Annotated in this window: 22 protein-coding genes and 1 pseudogene; 8 read left to right on the top strand and 15 right to left on the bottom strand. The window is 74.5% G+C overall.

The window, feature by feature from the left end; genetic code table 11:
• Positions 1-72 precede the first annotated feature (72 nt).
• From CP968_RS33400 to CP968_RS33410, 3 genes are all read left to right on the top strand, one after another.
• Positions 73-576, top strand: coding sequence for a hemerythrin domain-containing protein (locus CP968_RS33400; protein WP_150521529.1), 504 nt, complete (start codon positions 73-75; stop codon positions 574-576).
• Between the two features lie 171 nt (positions 577-747).
• Positions 748-1278 (top strand): DUF4383 domain-containing protein, encoded by a 531-nt coding sequence (locus CP968_RS33405; protein ID WP_150521530.1) that lies wholly within the window; start codon positions 748-750, stop codon positions 1276-1278.
• Positions 1275-2135, top strand: coding sequence for an oxygenase MpaB family protein (locus CP968_RS33410; RefSeq protein ID WP_150521531.1), 861 nt, complete (start codon positions 1275-1277; stop codon positions 2133-2135). The genes CP968_RS33405 and CP968_RS33410 overlap by 4 nt, the downstream gene beginning before the upstream one ends.
• Before the next feature lie 9 nt (positions 2136-2144).
• Here CP968_RS33410 and CP968_RS33415 read toward each other — a convergent pair whose 3' ends face one another.
• Together CP968_RS33415 and CP968_RS33420 are read right to left on the bottom strand one after the other, a co-directional pair.
• Positions 2145-3308 (bottom strand): carboxylate-amine ligase, encoded by a 1164-nt coding sequence (locus tag CP968_RS33415; protein ID WP_150521532.1) that lies wholly within the window; start codon positions 3306-3308, stop codon positions 2145-2147.
• 105 nt (positions 3309-3413) lie between these two features.
• Positions 3414-4247, bottom strand: coding sequence for a class II glutamine amidotransferase (locus CP968_RS33420; RefSeq protein WP_150521533.1), 834 nt, complete (start codon positions 4245-4247; stop codon positions 3414-3416).
• Between the two features lie 321 nt (positions 4248-4568).
• Between CP968_RS33420 and CP968_RS33425 the strand changes: the two genes are divergently transcribed.
• Positions 4569-4865 carry a hypothetical protein gene (locus tag CP968_RS33425; protein WP_167536906.1) on the top strand — a complete coding sequence of 99 codons (297 nt, stop codon included), beginning with the start codon at positions 4569-4571 and terminating at the stop codon, positions 4863-4865.
• Positions 4866-4877: 12 nt separating this feature from the next.
• Here CP968_RS33425 and CP968_RS33430 read toward each other — a convergent pair whose 3' ends face one another.
• From CP968_RS33430 to CP968_RS33470, 9 genes and pseudogenes are all read right to left on the bottom strand, one after another.
• Positions 4878-5543 (bottom strand): hypothetical protein, encoded by a 666-nt coding sequence (locus tag CP968_RS33430; RefSeq protein WP_306419924.1) that lies wholly within the window; start codon positions 5541-5543, stop codon positions 4878-4880.
• A 318-nt stretch (positions 5544-5861) separates the two neighbouring features.
• A complete protein-coding gene (locus CP968_RS33435; RefSeq protein ID WP_150521536.1) occupies positions 5862-6371 on the bottom strand; it encodes a hypothetical protein in 510 nt (169 codons plus the stop codon).
• A gap of 205 nt (positions 6372-6576) precedes the next feature.
• Positions 6577-8115, bottom strand: coding sequence for a glutamate synthase subunit beta (locus tag CP968_RS33440; RefSeq protein WP_150521537.1), 1539 nt, complete (start codon positions 8113-8115; stop codon positions 6577-6579).
• A gap of 179 nt (positions 8116-8294) precedes the next feature.
• Complete coding sequence (locus CP968_RS33445; RefSeq protein WP_229886716.1) at positions 8295-8720, bottom strand: hypothetical protein; 426 nt, start codon at positions 8718-8720, stop codon at positions 8295-8297.
• Between the two features lie 417 nt (positions 8721-9137).
• Positions 9138-9902 carry an ABC transporter ATP-binding protein gene (locus CP968_RS33450; protein WP_150521539.1) on the bottom strand — a complete coding sequence of 255 codons (765 nt, stop codon included), beginning with the start codon at positions 9900-9902 and terminating at the stop codon, positions 9138-9140.
• Positions 9903-10047: 145 nt separating this feature from the next.
• Positions 10048-10665, bottom strand: a complete 618-nt coding sequence (locus tag CP968_RS33455) for a dihydrofolate reductase family protein (protein ID WP_150521540.1) — start codon at positions 10663-10665, stop codon at positions 10048-10050.
• Positions 10666-10769: 104 nt separating this feature from the next.
• The gene (locus tag CP968_RS33460; protein WP_150521541.1) at positions 10770-11027 is read right to left on the bottom strand and encodes a hypothetical protein; all 258 of its coding nucleotides are present in this window, start codon (positions 11025-11027) and stop codon (positions 10770-10772) included.
• Positions 11014-11310, bottom strand: coding sequence for a DUF6400 family protein (locus CP968_RS33465; RefSeq protein WP_150521542.1), 297 nt, complete (start codon positions 11308-11310; stop codon positions 11014-11016). The genes CP968_RS33460 and CP968_RS33465 overlap by 14 nt, the downstream gene beginning before the upstream one ends.
• Positions 11311-11496: 186 nt before the next feature.
• Positions 11497-12106 (bottom strand): annotated as a pseudogene (locus tag CP968_RS33470) (sensor histidine kinase).
• A gap of 140 nt (positions 12107-12246) precedes the next feature.
• On the opposite strand from CP968_RS33470, the gene CP968_RS33475 reads away from it, so the two are divergent.
• Both CP968_RS33475 and CP968_RS33480 read left to right on the top strand, forming a co-directional pair.
• Entirely contained in the window at positions 12247-12795 is a 549-nt protein-coding gene (locus tag CP968_RS33475) for a hypothetical protein (protein ID WP_150521543.1), read from the top strand.
• A gap of 237 nt (positions 12796-13032) precedes the next feature.
• A complete protein-coding gene (locus CP968_RS33480) occupies positions 13033-13731 on the top strand; it encodes a maltokinase N-terminal cap-like domain-containing protein (RefSeq protein WP_150521544.1) in 699 nt (232 codons plus the stop codon).
• 35 nt (positions 13732-13766) lie between these two features.
• On the opposite strand, the gene CP968_RS33485 is transcribed toward CP968_RS33480, so the two are convergent.
• The 4 genes from CP968_RS33485 to CP968_RS33495 form a co-directional block, all read right to left on the bottom strand.
• Positions 13767-15200, bottom strand: coding sequence for a CehA/McbA family metallohydrolase (locus CP968_RS33485; RefSeq protein ID WP_229886720.1), 1434 nt, complete (start codon positions 15198-15200; stop codon positions 13767-13769).
• A gap of 202 nt (positions 15201-15402) precedes the next feature.
• Positions 15403-15525, bottom strand: a complete 123-nt coding sequence (locus CP968_RS35480) for a hypothetical protein (protein WP_268253295.1) — start codon at positions 15523-15525, stop codon at positions 15403-15405.
• A gap of 200 nt (positions 15526-15725) precedes the next feature.
• Positions 15726-16043: an SH3 domain-containing protein gene (locus CP968_RS33490; RefSeq protein WP_150521546.1), complete on the bottom strand. Its 318-nt coding sequence runs from the start codon at positions 16041-16043 to the stop codon at positions 15726-15728.
• A 177-nt stretch (positions 16044-16220) separates the two neighbouring features.
• Entirely contained in the window at positions 16221-17567 is a 1347-nt protein-coding gene (locus CP968_RS33495) for a radical SAM protein (protein ID WP_150521547.1), read from the bottom strand.
• A 188-nt stretch (positions 17568-17755) separates the two neighbouring features.
• Here CP968_RS33495 and CP968_RS35485 point away from each other — a divergent pair, with 188 nt between their 5' ends.
• Positions 17756-19330, top strand: coding sequence for a glycosyltransferase (locus tag CP968_RS35485; protein ID WP_150521548.1), 1575 nt, complete (start codon positions 17756-17758; stop codon positions 19328-19330).
• Positions 19331-19410: 80 nt separating this feature from the next.
• Positions 19411-19962, top strand: coding sequence for a PadR family transcriptional regulator (locus CP968_RS33505; RefSeq protein ID WP_150521549.1), 552 nt, complete (start codon positions 19411-19413; stop codon positions 19960-19962).
• Positions 19963-19982: the final 20 nt, after the last annotated feature.

Here is a 19982-nt window from a genome sequence, read left to right on the forward strand (position 1 = left end):
CACGCCAGCACGGGGGATCCCGTATCAACGGACGATCCCGTACCAGAAGAACCCGTACCGGAGGGAAGCGACATGGCCGCGGCCGAACAGCAGGAGCAGGACGTCGTCGCGGTGATCCTCAAGGACCACCGCACCATGGAGGACCTGTTCCGGCGGATGCGGAGCGTCGAGTCGGACCGGGCGGCCGCGCTCGCGACGTTCTCCGCCCTGCTCATCGCGCACGGCGAGGCGGAGGAGTCCGAGGTCTACGGAGCGCTCAAGCGCTTCAAGAACGTTGACAACGAGGAAGTGGAACACGGTGCGGAGGAGCACGCCGAGGGCAACGAGGCCCTGCTCGCGCTGCTCGAAGTGTCCGAGGTCGGCTCCGACGCCTGGGACGCGCGTCTGGAGGACCTCGTCAAGGCGGTCTCCCACCACCTCGACGAGGAGGAGCGGACGATCCTCAACGGAGCCCGCGAGAACGTGCCCGACGAGCGCAGGGCCGAGCTCGCCGCGGCCTTCCTGAAGGAGCGCGAACGGCACCTGGCCGCCGATTGCGGGAGCGTCGAGAACGTGCGGAGCATCGTCCGAGGCTGACCGGGGAAACCCTGACCGGGAGCGCGGCCGCGGGGCCCGGGGCATCGGCCCCGGGCCCCGCGGCGCACGGCCGATTCGACGCGCGAACGCTGCAAGATGCGCCAGGCCGGCGCCCTGCCCAGACTGGAGCCGCACCGCAGGACCATCCGAGGAGCACCCAAGGAGCACGCCGTGAACCTGCGTGACGAACTTCCCGTGGACCACCGCCTGACCCTGGTCTACCGCATCGGCGCCGCCGGCTGCGGCGTCCTCCTCCTGGCCTTCGGCTGCCTGGGATTCACCAACGAACTCGGCTTCTTCTCGACCGAGGGCGCCCGGGTCGCCGGCCTGTCCACCAACGGCCTGCTGAGCCTGGTCTCCCTCGTCGTCGGAGCCGTCCTCGTCGTCGCCGCCTGCGTCGGGGGCAACGTGGCCTCGACCGTGAACATGGTGGTCGGCGGATTGTTCGTGCTCAGCGGCTTCGTCAACCTCTTCCTGATCGGCAAGTCCGCCAACCTCCTCGACTTCAGCATGTCGAACGTCATCTTCAGCTTCGTCATGGGGCTGCTGATCCTCACGTTCGGGATGTACGGCCGGGTGACCGGCGGACTGCCGCACGACAATCCGTACTGGCGCCGCCGCCACCCCGAGCAGGCCGCCCGCGAGGACGCCCGCGCCGGAGCGGTGCACCGCTCCCCGGCCACCGCGCTCACCCGGCGGTGAGCGGCGGTCCGGACCTCCGGGGCCGACTGGGCAGCGCGCTGTTCCGCCGCGTGGCGGGCCCGGCCGGCCCCGCGAACCGCGCCCGCATCCACGGCACGCCGGGACCCCGCTGGTTCGGCCCCGAGCGGCCGATCCGTACGGTCCACGGCGACGCCTCGATGTTCGTCGGGGGCCTGAGCGCCCTGCTGCTGCAGTCGCTGCACCCGCGCGCCATGGCCGCCGTCGCCGCGCACTCCGGCTTCCGGGGCGACCCCTGGGGGCGGCTCCAGCGCACCAGCACCTTCCTCGCCGCCACCACCTACGCCACCGCCGAGGACGCGCAACGCGCCGTCGACCGGGTCCGCGCGGTGCACGACCGGATCCGGGGCGCCACCGCCGAGGGGGAGCCCTACCACGCGGCCGACCCCCACCTGCTGGGCTGGGTGCACGCGGCCGAGGTCGACAGCTTCCTGCGGGCCCACCAGCGCTTCGGCGCGCACCCGCTGGACGCGACGGGCTGCGACGAGTACGTGGCCGACACCGCCCGGGTCGCCGCCGCCCTCGGGGTCGAGGACCCGCCCCGCGACCGTGCCGCACTGGCCGCCCGACTGGCCCAGTACCGGCCCGCACTGAGCGCGACCCCCGAAGCGCTGGACGCCGCCCGCTTCGTCCTGCGCGAACCGCCGCTCCCGTGGCCCGCCCGCCCGCCGTACGCGCTGCTCGCCGCCAACGCGGTCGCGCTGCTGCCGCCGTGGGCCCGCGGCATGCTGGGCCTGCGCTCGCCGACCGGCCCGGGTGAGAGGTGCCTACGGCTGTCCGGCCGCGCCCTCACCCGGACCATCCGATGGGCGATGACACCGCCCCCGCCCGCCGGGTGACGCGCGGCCTCAGGCGGCGGCCGTGCTCCGGGCCAGGCTGTCCACCACGTCGCCCAGGCGTCCCCGGCGGCGGTGGGCGGCGCGCTGTCGGTCGGCGCCGCCGCCCCGCTCCCGCAGCCGGCCCAGCAGCTCGTCGGCGCGCCCCAGGTCACCGGAGGCCGCCAGCCCCGGCGCCGCCCGCTCGCGCAGCCGCCATACCAGCTCCCAGGCCGGCACCCGGCGCCCGGCGGCCAGGTCCAGGCCGTCGCCGGCCAACCCGTGCACGGCCGCGAGCCGGTGCGCCTCCCGCAGGGCGCGGTAGCCGAGCGACGGGGGCGGCCCGCCGCGGGCCGGCTCCTCCCGCAGCGTGGCCGCGAGCCCGCGGACCAGCACGGCCAGCAGGACGACGGTGTCGAGGTCGGAGTTGGTGTCGGCGACCCGGATCTCCAGGGTCGGCACGTGCTCCGAAGGCCGGGCGAACCAGTAGATCATCCGCCGGTCCAGCACCGCCCCGCTGCGCACCAGGGTGTCGGCGACCCGCTCGTACCCCGCCTCGTCCAGCACCGGAGCCGGACCCACCGTGGGCCAGCGGGCGTGCTCGACCGAGCGCCAGCTCGCGTACCCGCTGTCGCGACCGCGGTCGAAGGGCGAGTTGGCGGCGACGGCCTGCAGGGTCGGCAGCCAGGGCCGCATCCGGTTCGCCAGCCTGAGCGCCTCCGCGTGGCCGCTCACTCCGACATGCACGTGGCAGCCGGACACCACCTGGTCGCAGGCCCCGACGGCCGACGCGAAGTCCGCCGCCATGCGCCGGTAGCGCGCCTCGGGCGTGACGGTGAGCGGTCGCTCGGGCGGGATCACCGGCGTCCCGGAGGCGAGGAGCAGGCACCCCTCGTCGTCCGCGGCCCGCACCAGCGCGGCCCGCAACCCGGCCAGGTCGGCGCGGAGCGCCGAGGTGTCCGACGTCGGGCTGGTGCACACCTCCACCTGGGCGGTGAAGAACTCGGGCTGGACGAACGGCCCGAGCGTCCGCGCGGCCGCCTCGATCACGCGCGGGCCGCGGCCCACGGGGGCGCGGCTGGTGCGGTCGACGAGGAGGAACTCCTCCTCCACACCCATGGTCATCAACGGGGCGGTGGCGGGCGGCGGCTCCTCGGCCGCACCGCCGGCGGGCGACGTGGACAGGGTCAGTGCCATGGGGCCCCCTGGGGCACGCGGGTTGGTGAAGGGCGCATACCCCCCTAATCGCTCATTACGCCGTAAACCATCCCCTATCGGTCGGACGACGCCGGTCGTCTGCCGTCACTCGGGAATGAACGGCAGGTAGTCCGTGTCGGGGCCGGAGGGGATCACGGTGTAGCTGGCCTCGGGGAGTTCGTTCCACACGCCGGGCAGGTTCCCCAGCGGCTCGGAGACCACCATCCGGGTCTCGTCGGAGACCTCCTTGAGGTAGGGCACCTCCGGGTAGAGGTGCCGTACGGTCTCGGCCCTGCTGCTGTAGAACAGCGACCGGGACCTGCCCTGGCTGGAGTAGCGGAAGGCCCACACGCGCTGCCCGTCGCTCACCGCCACGGTCATCTGCAGGGGGTCGGCGACCCCGTGCTCCTTGCCGGTGCGCTCCACGAGGCCCGCCATGCGCGCCACCGCGCCCGGCACGTCCTGATCCAGACCGAAGGTGACGGCCAGGTAGAACATCACCTCGGAGTCCGTGGACCCCTCGATGGACGGGAAGAGCGCGGGATCGACGGCCATGCAGAGGTCGCGCTGCAGCCGGTGGAAGTCCGCGATGGCCCCGTTGTGCATCCACAGCCAGCGGCCGTGGCGAAACGGATGGCAGTTGGTCTGCTGGATCGCCGAGCCGGTGGAGGCGCGGACGTGCGCGAAGAACAGCGGCGACCGGACGTGTGCGGAGAGCTCCTGCAGGTTGCGGTTGTTCCAGGCCGGGCCGATGTCCCGGAAGATGGCCGGGGTGCCGTCGCCGTCCGCGCTGTACCAGCCGATGCCGAAACCGTCCCCGTTGGTCGACTCCACACCCATCCTGGCGTGCAGGCTCTGATTGATCAGCGAGTGTTCCGGGCGGTAGAGCAGGGCGTCCAGCAGCATCGGCGAACCCAGATAGGCGAGCCAGCGGCACATGCGCATCCATCCCTTCCCGGCCTCCCCCGAGCGTAACTCCGCCGGGGGCGCCCTTCCTCCCGACCGGCCGGGCAGCCCGGAATCCGGGCCTGGGCGCGACCCGGCGGCCGGTGACGCACAGCGTCCGGCCGGGTGCGGAAGGTGACATCCGGGAGGGCCTGCCGGCCGGTCAACCCGCCTGCCGGACGACCGCCCGCCGGTGAACCGGTGCGCCCGGGCGGGTGACGCACCGGCCGTACGCGGCCCCCGGGCCGGCCTGGGGCGCTAGACCGGCGGCAGCGACCGCGCCCGCAACGGGCCTGGCTGGAAAGAGGCATGCGCATGATGCGACGTACGACGACGGCGTTGGGGGCGGTGGCGGCCGCCGCGGCGCTCGCGTTCGCGGCGCCCGGAACCGCGTACGCGGCCCACGGGTTCCTGATCGTGGACGGAACGGTCCACCACGACCCCGGCGGCTGCTACCCGCTGGGCGACTACGCACCGCCGGTGGTGACGAACGGGACCGACTCCGTCGTCGCGGTCTGGTCCGGGACCTTCTGCACGGGTCGGGTGGAGTGGCTGATCGGTCCCGGCGAGACCTACCGCCCGAACGGCAACCGGAGCGTCTTCGTCCCCTGACGGGCGCGCCCGTCAGCCGAGGGGCTGCCGGGCTTCCTCGCGCACCTTGAGGGTGGTCGCGGCCACCTTCGCGAGGTCGACGGAGCGGGGCTTCTGCCGAGCCGTCTCGGGGGTCACGACGGCGACCGAAGCGCCGGTGTTCCCGTCGGCCCAGGCGCACATCGGCAGCGTGGTCGTCGCACCGGCCTGTGTCGAGGTGAGGACCTGACAGGTCAGCGTGATGTCCGACCCGGCGGGCGTGATCTCCTTCGCCGGAACCGCGACGGTCGCACCGTCCGCCGTAGCGGCGCCTTCCATCATCGTGGCGCGCGCGCCCGCCGGATCCTTGAACTGGCCGTACATGCCCGAGAACACCAGGGCGCTCGTACCGGCGGCCTTGCCCGACGTGTACTGGCCCACGGCGGGCTTCGGGTCGCGGATCTTCGCGTCGTAGGCCCCGTCGAGCGCCGCCTTGCCCTGGGTCTGCGACAGGTCCTGCGCCAGCGTGTACGTGCCGTCGAGCAGGGACTTGGGCACCGTCAGCCGGTACTCGGCCTCGGGGAAGCCGGCGCCGGTGGCCACGTCCCCCGCCTCGGTGAGCACCTTCACGGAGAAGCCGACGAGGCCGAGCCCCGCCACCGAGGCCGCCACGATCCCGACCACCAGGCCGGTCCGCTTCCTGCGCGGCGGCGGCTCCACCGGCGGCTGTCCCCAGCCCCCTTGGCCGGGAGCGGGCTGCTGCGGGAAGGGCGGCTGCGGGAGGGGCTGCGGAGGATGCGGAGGCTGTGCGGACTGCGGCGGCGGGGGCTGGTGCGGTCCGCCGTACTGCGGTCCGCCATAGTGCGGTCCCCCGTACTGCGGGGCACCGTACGGCGATCCGCCGTACTGCTCTCCGCCGTACGGACTCGGGGGCTGCGGGGGCCCGTACGGGCCCGGGGACTGAGGCGGCGGCGTGGTCATGACCGGAACGCTACTTCAGCCCCGGACGGCCGCACCGCCCGGCCCCGCGGTCCGCGCTCAGCAGCCGCCGCAGTTGTAGTAGAGGACGTCCCAGTGGTTGCCCTCGTCGGCGTAGACGTTGCCCGAGCCGGACTGCCACTGGGGTGCGCCGTCACCGCGAACCCCGATGTAAGTGAACGTGTTCTTGATGTAGTTGGTGACGCACGCGGCCTTGGCGAAGTCCAGCTTGTACCCGTTCCAGTGCGAGTACGTGCCGCTCGCGTGCCCCGTCTCCGTCCCGCCCGTGATCGTGAGCGCGCAGCCGGTGGCGCGCTTCAGGGTCTGGGCCCCCTGCGCCGTGGCGAGGTTGAGCTGGTCGAAGGAGGTGCAGGTGCCGTTGGACCGGTCGGAGCAGTTGCCGGAGGACGACCAGGTGACACCGGCCTGTCGGAACATCGACGTCGCGGTGGCGTGGCTGACCTTGGTGGCCGCCTGGGCGTCGCTCGACCCGGCCAGCGCTCCGAAGCCGGGTGCGAAGAGCGCACCGAGGACGAGGGAGAGGGCGGTCATGACGGAACGGGACTTCACGGATCTGCCTCCTGCGGGTGGCCGCTTGCTCGGGCGTCGGGCTGGGTCGGGCAGGTGGAGCACAGTGATGGTGCACGAGGTCCGCGCGCGGCCGCCAGAGGGCCTCGTCCCGCACCCGCCGTGCGACGGCCGACGCACGGGGAACGGTTCGGGGACGGCCCACCGGAGTCCGTCCATCGGAGAGGCGGCCCACCGGAGAGACGGTCTAGTCGTCGCCGTACCGCATCCGTCCCAGCGCCGTGAGGGGCCGGTCGTCTGCGGCGACGGGGGAGGGGAGGGCGGTGGAGCCGGTCAGGTAGCGGTCCACGGCCGCCGCCGCCGACCGGCCCTCGGCGATGGCCCACACCACCAGGGACTGCCCGCGGCCCGCGTCGCCCGCCACGAACACGCCCGGCGCCGCCCGACCGCCGCCCGCCGCGAACGAGGCGTCGCGTACGACGTTCCCCTGCTCGTCCAGGGCCAGCCCCAACTGCTCGTACAGCCCGCCCGCCCGCTCGGCGCCGGTGAAACCCAGCGCCAGCAGGACCAGCGCGGCCGGCAGGACGCGTTCGGTCCCGGCGACGGGAGCGCGGGCCGGCGGCTCCACCGAGGTCAGCCGCAGCGCCCGGACCCGGCCCGAGGCGTCCCCCTCGAAGTGCAGGGTCGCGCAGGAGAACAGCCGCGGGTCGAGGCCCGCCTGTCCGCGGGCCTCCTCGTGCGCGTGGGAGATCCGGTACACCCTCGGGTAGACCGGCCACGGTTCGCCGTCGGTCCGCGCGGCGCCCGGTTCCGGGTTGATGTCGAGTTGGACCACGGACAGCGCGCCCTGCCGCAGGGCCGTGCCGAGGCAGTCCGAGCCGGTGTCCCCGCCGCCCACGATCACCACGTGCCGGCCCGCCGCCGTCACGGGCGATGCGGCCAGGTCCCCCTCCCGCACCCGGTTGGCCAGGGTCAGGTACTCCATGGCCTGGTGGATGCCGGACAACCCGCGCCCGGGCACCGGCAGTTCCCTGCGCTCGCCCGCGCCGGTCGCCACGACCACCGCGTCGGCCCCCTCGCGCAGCGCGGACGCGCTGGCCGCGCCGGGCGTGCCCGGCGAACCCCCGACGTCGCTGCCCGTCACGAAGGCGGTGCCCTCGGCCCGCATCTGCTCTATGCGGCGGTCCAGGTGCGCCTTCTCCAGCTTGAACTCCGGGATGCCGTAGCGCAGCAGGCCGCCGATCCGGTCGGCCCGCTCGTGGACGGTGACGCGGTGACCGGCCCGGGTCAGCTGCTGGGCCGCGGCCAGTCCGGCCGGTCCCGAGCCGATGACGTCCACGACCGCACCCGCGCCCCGGCCGCACCGCTCCGCGGGACGCGGCGCCATGTAGCCGCGCCGCATGCCCTCGTCCGCGATGGTCTGCTCGACGTTCTTGATGGTCACCGGAGCCGCGTTGATCGTCAGTACGCAGGCGTCCTCGCACGGGGCCGGGCAGAGCCGGCCGGTGAACTCCGGGAAGTTGTTGGTCGCGTGCAGCCGCTCGTACGCCGCCCGCCAGTCGCCGTGCGCGGCGTACGCGTTCCACTCGGGGATGAGGTTTCCCAGCGGGCACCCGGTGTGGCAGAACGGGACGCCGCAGTCCATGCAGCGGTCGGCCTGCCGGGAGACGAGCGGTAGCAGCGCCTGGCCCGCGTACACCTCGCGCCAGTCGCCGAGGCGCTCGGTCACGGCGCGGGCCGCGACGGCCTCGCGCGGAATCCTGAGGAAGCCGAACGGATCGGTCACGCGCCGCCTCCCTGGATCGTCCCCGGCGGGTACCGAGCGCGCACGGGGCGGTCCGTACGCACCTTCTATGGCGGTTCGACCAGATTACGCCGACCGGTGCCGACCGTCCCACGTGGAGCGGACGGTGACCGCCGCGGCACGGAACGTGGCGCGGGGCCCCGGTGCGCTGGTGGCCCGCCTCAACCCCACCGGGGCGGCGGGACGGCACCGTCGTCGCCGTACGCGCAGGGGCGCGGGCGGGTGTCCAGCAGGGCCCACACCCGGCGGCCGTCGGCGGCGGCGTCGCTGCCGCAGCCCGCCGTGCCGGTGACCGCGGCGATCCGGGTCAGCAGCGCCTCGTCGTCGGGGGCCGGTCCGGCGCGATGGCTCAGGGCGACGATCAGGAGCAGGTCGTCCTGGTCGGCCACGTGCACGCTGATGCGCCGCCCGCCGTCGGCGAGGGCGGCGCCGACCAGGAGCGTCGTGGAGCGGTCGAGCACGTCGTCGCCCGGATGCGCGTACCCCCAGCCGCGCACGGCCGCCACGACCCGCGCGGCGGCCTTGGCGCTGGTCCAGCGGTCGCCGGGCAGGGTCCAGCTGGCGGCCCGCCGGTTGCGCACGGTCATCCGCACCCGGTCCCGCGTCGCGGGGCGCGCCCCGTGCGGGGCCGGGAGCAGGTCCGCGTCCGGCTCCGCCCCGGACCGCGCCTTCGGGCGGGGCGCTTCGGCCGGCCGTTTCGGCGGAGGGGGCGTCTTCGGCGGGTAGTCCGGCGGGACCCTCGGGCCCTTCGCGCTGCCCGGTCCGTCCACCCTGGCCCTCCCTCGCTCCGGAGCACGGCGCGCGCCGCAGCCCGGCCGCCCATGATGGCAGCCGCAAACGGACGCGACGGCCGGATCCAGAACATCCGCGCCCGCTTTCCCGACCGGTGCGCCCCCGCAACGGCGCGGAGCAGCGGCGGCCGTGACGCAACCCGCACCCGCCGGAGGATGCCGCCGACGCAACCGCCCTCGACGCGCCCGTACTCCGATCAGCCCGCCCCTACGTCATCGCGCCACGGCCCCCGCGCCCACCCCTGCGGCCGCGTCGTCGGCCGGGTCGGCGACCCGGCCGTCCCGCAGTTCCACGACCCGGTCGGCCAGCTCCATCAGCGTGGGGTCGTGGGTGGCGACCAGGGCGGTGACGCCCTCGCTGCGCACGACCGCCCTCAGCAGCTCCATGATCTGCCGGCCCGTCTCCGAGTCGAGCTGGCCGGTCGGCTCGTCCGCGATGATCAGGTCCGGTTCGTTGGCCAGGGCGCGCGCCACGGCCACGCGCTGCTGCTGGCCGCCGGAGAGCTCGCCCGGACGCTGCTCGGCGTGGTCGCTCAGACCGACCAGGGCGAGCAGGGTGCGGGCCCGCTCCTCGCGCTGCCTGGCCGGCACCTTGCGCAACCGCATCGGCACCCCGACGTTCTCGGCCGCCGTCAGCACCGGAATCAGCCCGAACGACTGGAACACGAAGCCGATCCGGTCCCGCCGCAGCTCCAGCAGCCCCGCCTCGTCCAGCCCCGACAGATCGGTCCCGTCGAGCTCGACCGCGCCCCGGGACGGGGCGTCGAGACCTCCGACCACGTTCAGCAGGGTGGTCTTGCCCGAACCGGAGCGCCCCTTGAGCGCGGTGAGTTCACCGCGGCGCACCTCGAACGAGACCCCGCGCAGGGCATGTACGGCCTGCGCCCCGCTGCCGAAACTGCGGTGGACCTCCCGCACCCGCAGCATGGGCTCCTGCGCACCGGTCCGGTCCTGCGTGGCCCGCGTGGTCTGTGTCATGGCCGTTCCCCCTCGAATCGCACGGCGCGCTCTCCCGGGAGCGCCGCTGGTGGCATTTGCTCATCCGGCACGGGGTTCACGCAAGTCCCCCCGGCTCCCGCCTCCTCCGCACACGCTCCAGGACGCCGCCGCAGCCGGTCCGGGGCTACTGCGCGGGCCGGGGCAGGTGGGTCTTGGCTTCGTCGTACGAGGCCGGTGCGGCCGGGCCGGCGGGCGCGTAGAAGAGGTTGAGCACGCCGGTCTCGAAGGTCTGCGCGGAGAGCAGCTCCAGGGGGACCGGGGGCGCGCCCTCCGGGAACAGCCGCATGCCCTTGCCCACCACGATCGGATGGACGAGCAGCTGCAGCTCGTCCAGCAGGCCGGCGGCCAGCAGCTGCCGGACGACCGAGACGGAGCCGCTGATGGCGATGGGCGTGCCGCCCGGCTCGCGCTTCAAGGCGGTCACGGCCTCCACGAGGTCACCCGTGAGCCGTTCGGAGTTCCGCCAGGGCAGCTCCAGCGGCCGGCTCGACACGACGATCTTGCGGGCGTCCCCGAGGGTCGCCGCGAAGGGCGCGTCCTCGCCGCCGGCCGCCTCGCGCCCGGGCCAGACCCCGGCGAAACCCTCGTAGGTGCTCCGTCCGAGGAGCAGCGTGTCCGCGCGGCCCAGGACGGCGTCCACGGCCGCCCCCATCTCGGCGTTGTAGTAGGGGAAGTGCCACTGGTCGGGCGCCTCCACCACTCCGTCCAGCGAGATGAACAGTTCTGCGACGATCTTCCTCATGCCGGCCTCCACAGCTGCCTCCGGTACGTCCTCGTCCCGGCTCTCGTCGGTAGACGACGGAGAACGACCGAACTCATCGGTGGCGTCGGAGGCGGAGGGGCGGTTCAGCGCCGCTGCAGTCCGCTGGTGACGCGGCTCCACAGGGAGCGGGTCGCGCCGAAGCCGCTCTCGTGCACCCAGACGTGGGTGCAGCCGGGGCACTGGAGGTGGAGCAGGCTGCCGGTGTTGGAGAGCAGGTAGCGCCAGTGCGCGGAGCACGTCCGGCGTTCCTCGCACGGTGCGCAGCCGCGGGCGTCGTCACAGCTCGGACAGGCGATCCAGGCGCGCCGCCCGATGTCGGCCTGCGGATCAAGCGGCAGCACGGCCGCCCCCGCCCCCGTCACCGCGGTCCGGGAGCACGCCGGCCGCGACCAGATCGTCGTAGAAGCGCTGCTGCTGCGGATCGAGACCGGAGTAGAGCAGGTCGTACGCGGCCTCCTCGCCGCGCAGCACCTCGATCGGGTCCCAGTCGGGGCCGAGCGCGGCCATCACCTGAGCGCGCCGGAGCACTTCCTGCGCGCTGAGGTCGACGTCGAAGCCGGTCAGCGCACCGGGCGGACGCGAGCCGTCCGGCGTCGGGGAGTGAGCGGAAGAGTGGGGGGTCATGCCGTCGAAGTTAGGTAACCCTTCCTTGTGTGGTCAAGGGGAGGTGGGCGGAGTCACAGCAGGTGCACGGGGTGAGCGGTGGCCGCCGGTGGGCCCGTGGCGACCGGCGCGGACGCGGTTCGCCGGCTCGAAGGCGGGGACCGCCGGGCCGCCCGGATCTAGGCCGGCGGCAGGCGGTCTAGGCGTCTAGGCGGGCGCGGCCGGGAGGCGGACGGTCAGGTGGGCGCCGTGCGGGGCCGGATCGGCGGTGACCCGGCCGCCGTGGTGGGCCGCGAGGTCGCGGGCGATGGCCAGACCCAGGCCGGCCCCGCCGTGGTCGGCTGCGGGAGTCGTCGAGACGGCTGAAGCGTTCGAAGACCCGCTCCCGCTCCGCGTCGTGAATGCCCGGGCCGTCGTCGAAGACCTCCAGTGCGGCCGTGCCGGGGCCGGGGTGCTCCGCTTCCGTACGCAGGACGACCTGCACGCGGCGGTCGGCGAAGCGCTGCGCGTTGTCGAGGAGGTTGGTGACGATCCGGGTCAGCCACAGCTCGTCGCCCGCCACCCGCGCCCCCGGCGCCCGGTCGGTGCGGACGGCGACCCGGTCGCCCACCCGGGCCGCGACCGTCTCCCGGACCAGGTCCGTCAGGTCGAGCGGCCGGACCGGCACCGGCTGGGCGGCGTCGATGCGGGCGAGCAGCAGCAGGTCGGCCGCCAGGTGCTGGAGCCGTTCGACGTCCTCCAGCGCACCGCCGATCAGCTCGGGCCACAGCTCCGGATCGCGCACGGCCAGCGCCACCTCCAGCTGGGTCCGCAGCACGCTGATCGGGCTGCGCAGCTCGTGCGAGGCGTCGGCGATGAACCGCGCTGCCGGATCCCCGACGCCTCCAGCCGGTCCAGCGTCGCGTTCACGGTCCGGGCCGGCCGCGCGACCTCGTCCCGGAGAACTCCGCGTACGCCGTGCCGGCCGAGGGCGGGCCGGAGTTCCGCCCCACGTCCCCCGTCAAGGGCGCCGGGCCGGCCCGCCCGCTGCCCGGGAGCCGGGGCGCCCGCTGGGCGGCGCTCGGTGCGGCGGTGGTGATCGTCGGCGGTGGCGTCGCCGTCGCCGTCGCCGACCACCACGACGGCGGGCCCGCCCGCTCCCGTGCCCTCGGACCCGGACCGGTGGGACCGGGGGAGCACCGGGCCGCCGAACGGCCCGGGGCCCGGAGCGCGGCGCGACGAAGCCGCGCGAAGGGCGCGGGGGAGCGCGACGACACGGGGGAGCGCGGGGGCGCGGCGAGGCAGGCTCCGGCGCCGCTCCCGTCGCTCGCCATCGGCGCGGCGGCCGACAAGGCGGCGGGAGCGGTCACCGGGGGCACGGTGGAGAGCCTGCGCGTGATCGGCCAGGAAGGCGGCGGCAGCGCGTGGCTGGCGGTGGTCGTGGGACCGGACGGAGTACGTCACCGGGTCACCCTCTCGGGTGCGGACGGCGCGGTCACGGGCAACACGACGGTGCCCGGCCGGTAGGCCGACCCCGGCCCAGGGGCCGGACCCCCGCCCCGGCCCCCGGCCCCGGCATCGGGCCCGGCCCGGCCGTAGAGGTCGGCGACGGAGGCGGTACCTGCTCCGCCACCCGGAGAAGCACCACCGGACGTTCCAGCTGTGCCTACCGCTCTCCCGGGGGCGGGGCGAACTCGCCGGTCAGGACGGGCGGATGGCACAGTACGAGGGCCCGCGTCCGCACAATCGAGGAGACATACCGGCATGGCCGTCATCCACAACACCTCGCTCAAGCCGACCAAGCTGGAACTGCTCACCGCCTGGCTGCCCGGCCGGCCGTGGTACCGGGGCGAGGGCGGACCCGTGCTCGCGAAGGCCGGCGGGTTCCGGCTGGACGACCCGGCGGGCGAGGTCGGGATCGAGGTCATCGTGGTCACCGACACCGCGGGCCCGCGGGCGACCACGTACCTCGTACCCCTCACCTACCGCGGCGCCCCGCTCGACGGCGCGCGGGACGCCCTCGTCGGCACGATGGAGCACGGTGTACTGGGACGTCGGTGGGCCTACGACGCCGGCCACGACCCCGTGTTCGCGGCCCAGTTGCTGGCGCTGGTCGAAGGCCGGGTCCAGGCGCAGGACCAGAACGCCAGCGACCGCCCGGACCCGGAGGTCACCCGCGCCCACACCGGCCACGGCGACCCGGCCGCGGACGCGATCGTGCCCACCGCGCCCGGCCCGGTCGGGACGGCCGCCGACGACCGGGACGGGACCCGGCTGCCCGCGCCGCAGGGCGCGGGCCTGCGCCTGCACCGGGTCCTGGAACCGTCCCCGGTCACCGCCGCCGATCGCTCCACCACCCTCCCGCCGGGCGCGACGGGGTACGTCGCGGGCGCGTGGCAGGCGCCGGACGGCTCGCGCGTACGGGGCCTGTTCGCGGTCCTGAGCGCCGACGGCACGGCCTGAGCCACTCCGTCCGCGCCCGGGACCGCGGCCCCGGGTCAAGGCCCGCCGAGCCAGATCGGGTTGGTGAGGGCGGCCGGCTGCCCGGGCAGTGGCGGGGCCGCGTCCGGGTGGCGGACCTCGGCCCGGACGTAGGACGTACGGGCCGCCGTGGTGCGCCACTGGAGCGGCCGGTCGGCCGCGGCGGTGAGGGCCGGGCCCTGGTCGGTGACCAGCCGCAGTTCGCAGCCGTCGGCCCCGGTGCAGGAGAGGCGGACCAGCACCTCCGTGTCCTCGGGGGTGTGCAGTCGGCCGCCGATGCCCGCGTGCGCGCCCCGAGCGGTCACCGCATCGAAGGTGACGGAGACGGCCGAGGACTCCGCGCCGTACGAACGGCCCGCCCGCAGGCCGGCCAGGACCGCCTCGCGGGACAGCTCGTCCGCCAGCACCACGGTCTGCGGGAACCCCACCCGGTCGGGGTCGCGGTGGTAGTCGCTGCCCGCGACGAGCGGCAGCCACCGCTCCCCGCCCCCGCGCAGGGCCGCGTCCCAGGACGCGAGCGCGACCTCGTCGTCCGGGGTCCACGGGCCGTTCCACACCTCCACCGCGTCGGCCTCCGCGAACCCGAACTTCCATGCGCAGCCGATGCAGTTCGCGTGCGGGTGCGCGGGCACCACCAGGCCTCCCGCTCCGCGGATGCGGCGGGCGAACCGGTCGAAGCGCCGGTCGCGGGCGCGGTAGCGCCAGTCGACGAACGTGCCGGGGTCGGTGCCGACCGCGAGGACGTGACCGGTGCGCGTCGTGACCTCCTCCCCGGTGAGCACCAGCAGCTCCGGATGGGCCGCGGCCACGGGCCCCCAGACCCCGTGCGCCGCGTGCGTGTTGTGGTCGGAGGAGTTGATGAAGTCCAGGCCCGCCGCACGGGCGAGCGCGGCGAGCTCGGCCGGTTCGCGGCGGCCGTCGGAATGGACGGAGTGCAGGTGGCAGTCGCCGCGGTACCAGGCCCGGCCGCGTCCCCGGGCCCGCTGCGGCGGGTACGCCGGCGCCGCGGCCGGCGCCGGATCGCCGTACACGAAGGTGGCGGTGACCTCGTAGGCCAGGCCCTGGGGCGCCACCGTGTACGGGCCGAGGGCCAGGAACCAGCGGCCGGGGCCGGTCGGACCGGGCAGGTAGCCGGGGGTGGCGGCGTCGGCCCGTACGAAGAACCCGCCGCGGGCGCCGCCCGACCAGCCCCGGAACCCGGAACCGCCGAGCGCGGTGCCGCGCTGGTCGAAGAGGCCGATGTCCAGGGCGTTGCCCGGGGTGCCCGGGGGGACGGGAGGCTTGTCGTAGGTGTAGGAGACGCGCAGTTCGCGGACGGCCGGCGGCACGTCCAGCGGTACGTACACCCAGTCCGGAGCACCGGGCGGGATCGTGCCGCGCAGCGTGCGGGTGGCGGTGGCGGGGCCGGCGGGGGTCGTGGGACCGGCCGCGACGGCCGCCCCCGATGCCATTAGTTCTCGTCTACCGAGGGGCATGAGGCCATCCTGACGGCCGCGGGTGAATCCGGCGTGAAGCCCCGGCCACGGCCCGGCCCCGGCTCGATCCCCTTCCGCGACCCGGGCCCCCGTCTCCGCGGGACGAGGGGGTGGAGGCGGGGGAGGTGGGGGAGGAGTCGGTGCCGGGGAGGGCCGTGGCCGGGGCCGAAACCGCGCGCTACCGGTCCGCGGCCGTGCCCAGCACCTCGCGGAGGGTGTCGGCGAACTCCTCCGGCGCCCCCTGGCGGCCGAACGCGCCGGGACCGGCGGCCGAGCCGGGGATCATCGGTGCGGCGCCCACCGCTTTCCGTGCGGCACCGCGCGCCTCCTGCCGTGCCCGCCCCCGTCCGTGCGCGCGGCCCATGGCCCGGAGACGAGGACAGGACCCGGCCGGAGGGGGGGTGTCCGGCCGAGCCCTGGTCTGGGGGGTGGGAGGGGCGCCGGGCCTCCGGCGGGCCCCTCCGCGGTTCGATCAGCCGTGGTGCCGCGCGCCGCGCGGGCTCAGCACCATTCGACGACCGTGTAGTTGTGCACGTACCGGGCGGAGACCCAGCCGGGCTGACCGTGCAGCCGGTACCAGATGTTGTTGCCCTCGACCCACTTGGCCTGCACCTGGCAGGACAGCCGGACCTTCTCCCACGGCCCGAGCGAACCGACCACGCGGGACGTCGTCGTCGCGTTGGCGCGGACCTTCACCCCGGACGAGCTGACGACCAGGCCCTCGGCGTACGACGGCGCCGCCAGCGCGGTCCCGGCGAAGAGCACCGTCGACACGGCCGCCGCCGTACCCGCTACCGCGATCTTCCTGAACATGCGCATCTGCGCCTCCCCATCTCCACGGCTGAACTGGTGCGCACCGGACGCCGCACTGGGGTAGAGACTGCGCCGTCGCCCGCCCCGCGCCCGACCGGCGCACCGCACGGTCACTCGAACGGCGCAAGGCGGGGCGGGGAACACGGCGGAGGGCCGAGGAGGGCCGCGCGGGGCGCGAGTCGGTCAGGCGTCCGCGGCTTCGAGGCCCTCCAAGCTGTCCATGAACGAGCTGACCGAGAAGACGGCCCGCCCAGGACCGGCCGGCCCGTAGCCGGGCGGGGAGCTCAGGCCGTACTCCTCCAGCGTCGCCCGGTAGGCCTCCAGCAGGCGGATGTGGTACTCCAGCGGCGCGCCCAGGGGGTTGGCCTTGCCCAGCGGCGTGGTCGGCTCCGGGCACCAGGTGGTGAAGCGCGGCACGACGCCGTTCGACATGAAGAACCGCAGTCCTTCCGTGGTCGAGTCGATCGCCTCGCTCACCTTCGTGAAACCGAAGGGCTCGGCCATCTCGATGCCCGCCACGAAATTGGGGATCACGTTGCGCGGCCCGAAGACCTCCGCGGACTCCAGGATCCTGCGGTGCCATTCGTCACGGCCGACGTAGCGCTCCTTGCCCGGGCAGTGCAGCTCGAACAGCCGCCGGTCCCACACCTCGAAGTTCGGGTGGTAGATGCGGACGCCGTAGTCGTGGAAGCGCTGGACGTCGTCGCGCGGCAGCGCCTGGGCGACGACCTTGCCGATCCAGCGGCCCGGGAAGCGCTCCTCGATGGCCTTGGCGTAGTGGCCGTAGAAGTCGGCCTCGTCGCGGCCCGCGACCTGCGAGGTGATCGAACCGCCGGTGAGGGTGTAGGCGCGCGAGGTGCCCGCCGTGTCGTACCGGTCGATGATCTCCAGCGCCTCCAGCACCTCCTCCACCGGCTTCACACCGGTGTACGGCCGGCCGGCGGCCTTGTGCTGGCGCCAGTTGTGGTTGATGTCGCAGAACTGGCACTCCTCCTTGGCCCCGAAGTACTGGCACACCCGGAAGACCGTCAGGTAGATGAGGTAGCCCCACTGGATCGTCGGCGCCACCTCCATCACCGACTTGCCGTTCGACAGCTTGTGCCGGTAGTACTCCGGCATCGGCGGCAGGCCGACGTCCGAGATGCGCGCGCCGTCCAGGTACAGGCCCAGCGTGCCGTCCTCGCCGCCCCGCACCACGTACGGGGAGTCCGGATTGACCCGCACGGACACCACGGTCCGGCGCAGGTCGTACGGGCCGCCGGTGAGCACGATCTCCTCCGGGGGCCGGTTGAGCGCGGCCGCGCCGAGCTCCGGCAGGGTGCGGTGGTCGAAGGAGAAGATGAAGTACGACTTCGGCTTGACGTCCCCGGACCCGCCGTCGGCGGTGCCGCTGAGCGCGGACTCGTCGAACGCCATGCCGCCCCGCAGCAGGTCCTCCTTGATCACGGCCTCCCTCGGGACGTGCGGGAAGCGCCCCATCAGACCCTCGACCAGCGCGGTACGGCTCGGGCTGTCCACGTGTTGCTCCATCCATCGATGCTCGGCGTCACCGCCATGACACCCCGCCGAGCGCGAACGTGACAAGTCCGGCGGACCGCGGCGCGGGCCCGCCCCGGGGTACGGCCGGCTGCGGAGGCGTACGGGAGCCGCGGTCGCCCGGGCGCCGAGCGGCCCCCCGGCTGGTCTGCCGAGGCGCGGCGGTGTTCATAATCTCCTGCATGTCCCGTGAACGTGTACCCGACATATCCGTGATCATCGCCGCCTACAACGCGATGCCCTACCTGATCGAGTGCCTGGACTCGATCGCAGGCCAGAGCCTGGGCATGGACCGCCTGGAGGTCGTCGCGGTCGACGACGGGTCCACGGACGGCACCGGCGCGGAGCTGGACCGCTTCGCCGCCCTCCACCCCCGGGTGCGCGTCGTGCACCAGGCGAACTCGGGCGGGCCGGGCGGCCCCCGCAACACGGCCCTCGACCTGGCGCGGGGCCGGTACGTGTTCACCCTGGACGCCGACGACTACCTCGGCCCGGAGTCCCTGGAGCGGCTGTTGAAGATGGCCGAGGCCCAAGGCAGCGACGTGGTCCTCGGCCGCCAGGTCGGACTCGGCCGGACCGTCTCGGAGAAGGCGTACCGGCACGCCGAGTCCGCCGACCTCTACACGTCGGAGGTCTACCGGTCGCTGCACTGCGCCAAGCTCGTCCGGCGACGGACCATCGAAGCCGGGCCCCTCCGCTACCCGGACGACCTCTGGTACGGCGAGGACCAGGTCTTCGTCACCGAGGTCTACCTGGCCGCCGGCCGGATCTCCGTGGTCGGCGACTACGACTGCTACTACCTGAGGCTGCGGGACGACGGCCGGAACCTCACCTCCCGCAGCCGGACGGCGGACGAGACGGTGCGCCACATCGAGCGCGTCATGCAGCTGGTGTCCGGCCGCGTGCAGGACCCCGTGGGGCGCCGGCGCATGCTGGGCCGCCACTTCCGCAGCCTCATCCGCACGGCCCTGCTCCCGGCCGTGAACGCCCGCCGCACGGACCCGGCGCTCACCGCCGAGGTGTACGCCCGGGGCCGGGCGCTCGTCCAGGCCTACTGGACCCCGGACATGGGCCAGGAGCTGTCCCGGATCGACTGGATCCGGTTGTACGCCTTCGTCAGCTGCCCCCCGGGCGCCTTCGAGCAGCTCATGGAGTACGACCCGGCGGCGCAGCCGCCCGCGGACCTGGCGGAGGACGGCCGCGTGTACCGGTGCTACCCGCTGTTCCGGGACCCGTCGGCGGGCCTGCCGGACGTCCTGTTCGACGTCACCTCGCAACTGCGCGCGCAGCACCACCTCGCGTCCATGGCGTGGAAGGGCGGCCGGGTGGTCCTGACGGGCCACGGGTACGTGGAGTCGCTGGTCACCGACCGGCTGACCGGCGACCTCGTGCTCCGGGAACGCGACAGCGGCCGGGAGCACACCACCGAGGTGACCGCGGTCGCCTCACCGGACCTGGGGGAGGGCCGGGAGGCGGCGGGCTTCCACGTGGAGGCGAACCTGGCCGTGGTGGACGGGGGCGGTCCCATCGCACCGGGCGTGTGGGACGCGTTCCTCGACGTACGGGACGGCGGCGTGACCCGCCGGGTGCGACTGGGCCGCAAGCACGCGCCGGACCTCGACCGCACGGCCCGCCGCGCCCGGATCGTGGCCAGGGACGCGGCGAGCGGCACGGAACTGGCCGCCTGCCCGTTCTTCACGATCCACGACAACCTCAGCATCGAGGTGGTTCGCCGCTTCCCCCTGACGAGCGGCTGAGCGGCCCGGCCCGGGTGAGCCGTGTCTCACCCGGGCGGCGCCGCTTGTGTATGCAACGAGTTGCATAAGAGGATCGGGGCATGGCGCTCGAACACGCGATCCTCGTCTCCCTGCTGGAGAAGCCCGGCTCGGGCTACGAGCTGGCCCGCCGTTTCGACCGGTCCATCGGCTACTTCTGGACCGCCAGCCACCAGCAGATCTACCGCGTGCTCAAACACATGGAAGGCGACGGCTGGGTCGACGTCCACGAGGTCCCGCAACAGGCCAGACCGGACAGGAAGGACTACCGGGTCTCCCCGGCCGGCCGGGCCGCGCTGGCCGCCTGGCTGCACGAGCCGGTCCAGCCCGACAGCGTGCGGCACGAACTCGCCGTCAAGATCCGCGCCGCCGCCTTCGACGACCCCGCCGCGCTGATCGCGGAGGTCGAGCGGCACCATCGCGCGCACAGCGACCGCCTCACCCACTACCTGGCGGGCGAGCTGCGCGACTTCACCGGTCCCGAGGCACCCGCGTCCGACGCCGGACGGGAACTCCAGCACGTCGTGCTCCGCGGCGGCGTCGCCTACGAGCGGATGACGCTGGCCTGGCTCCAGGACGTCCTCACCACCCTCCGCGGCCTCGCCGCGCCCTGAGACGCCGCCGCGCCCGGACC

Origin of the sequence: Streptomyces subrutilus (assembly GCF_008704535.1) — a bacterium.
GTDB classification, from domain to species: Bacteria; Actinomycetota; Actinomycetes; order Streptomycetales; family Streptomycetaceae; genus Streptomyces; species Streptomyces subrutilus.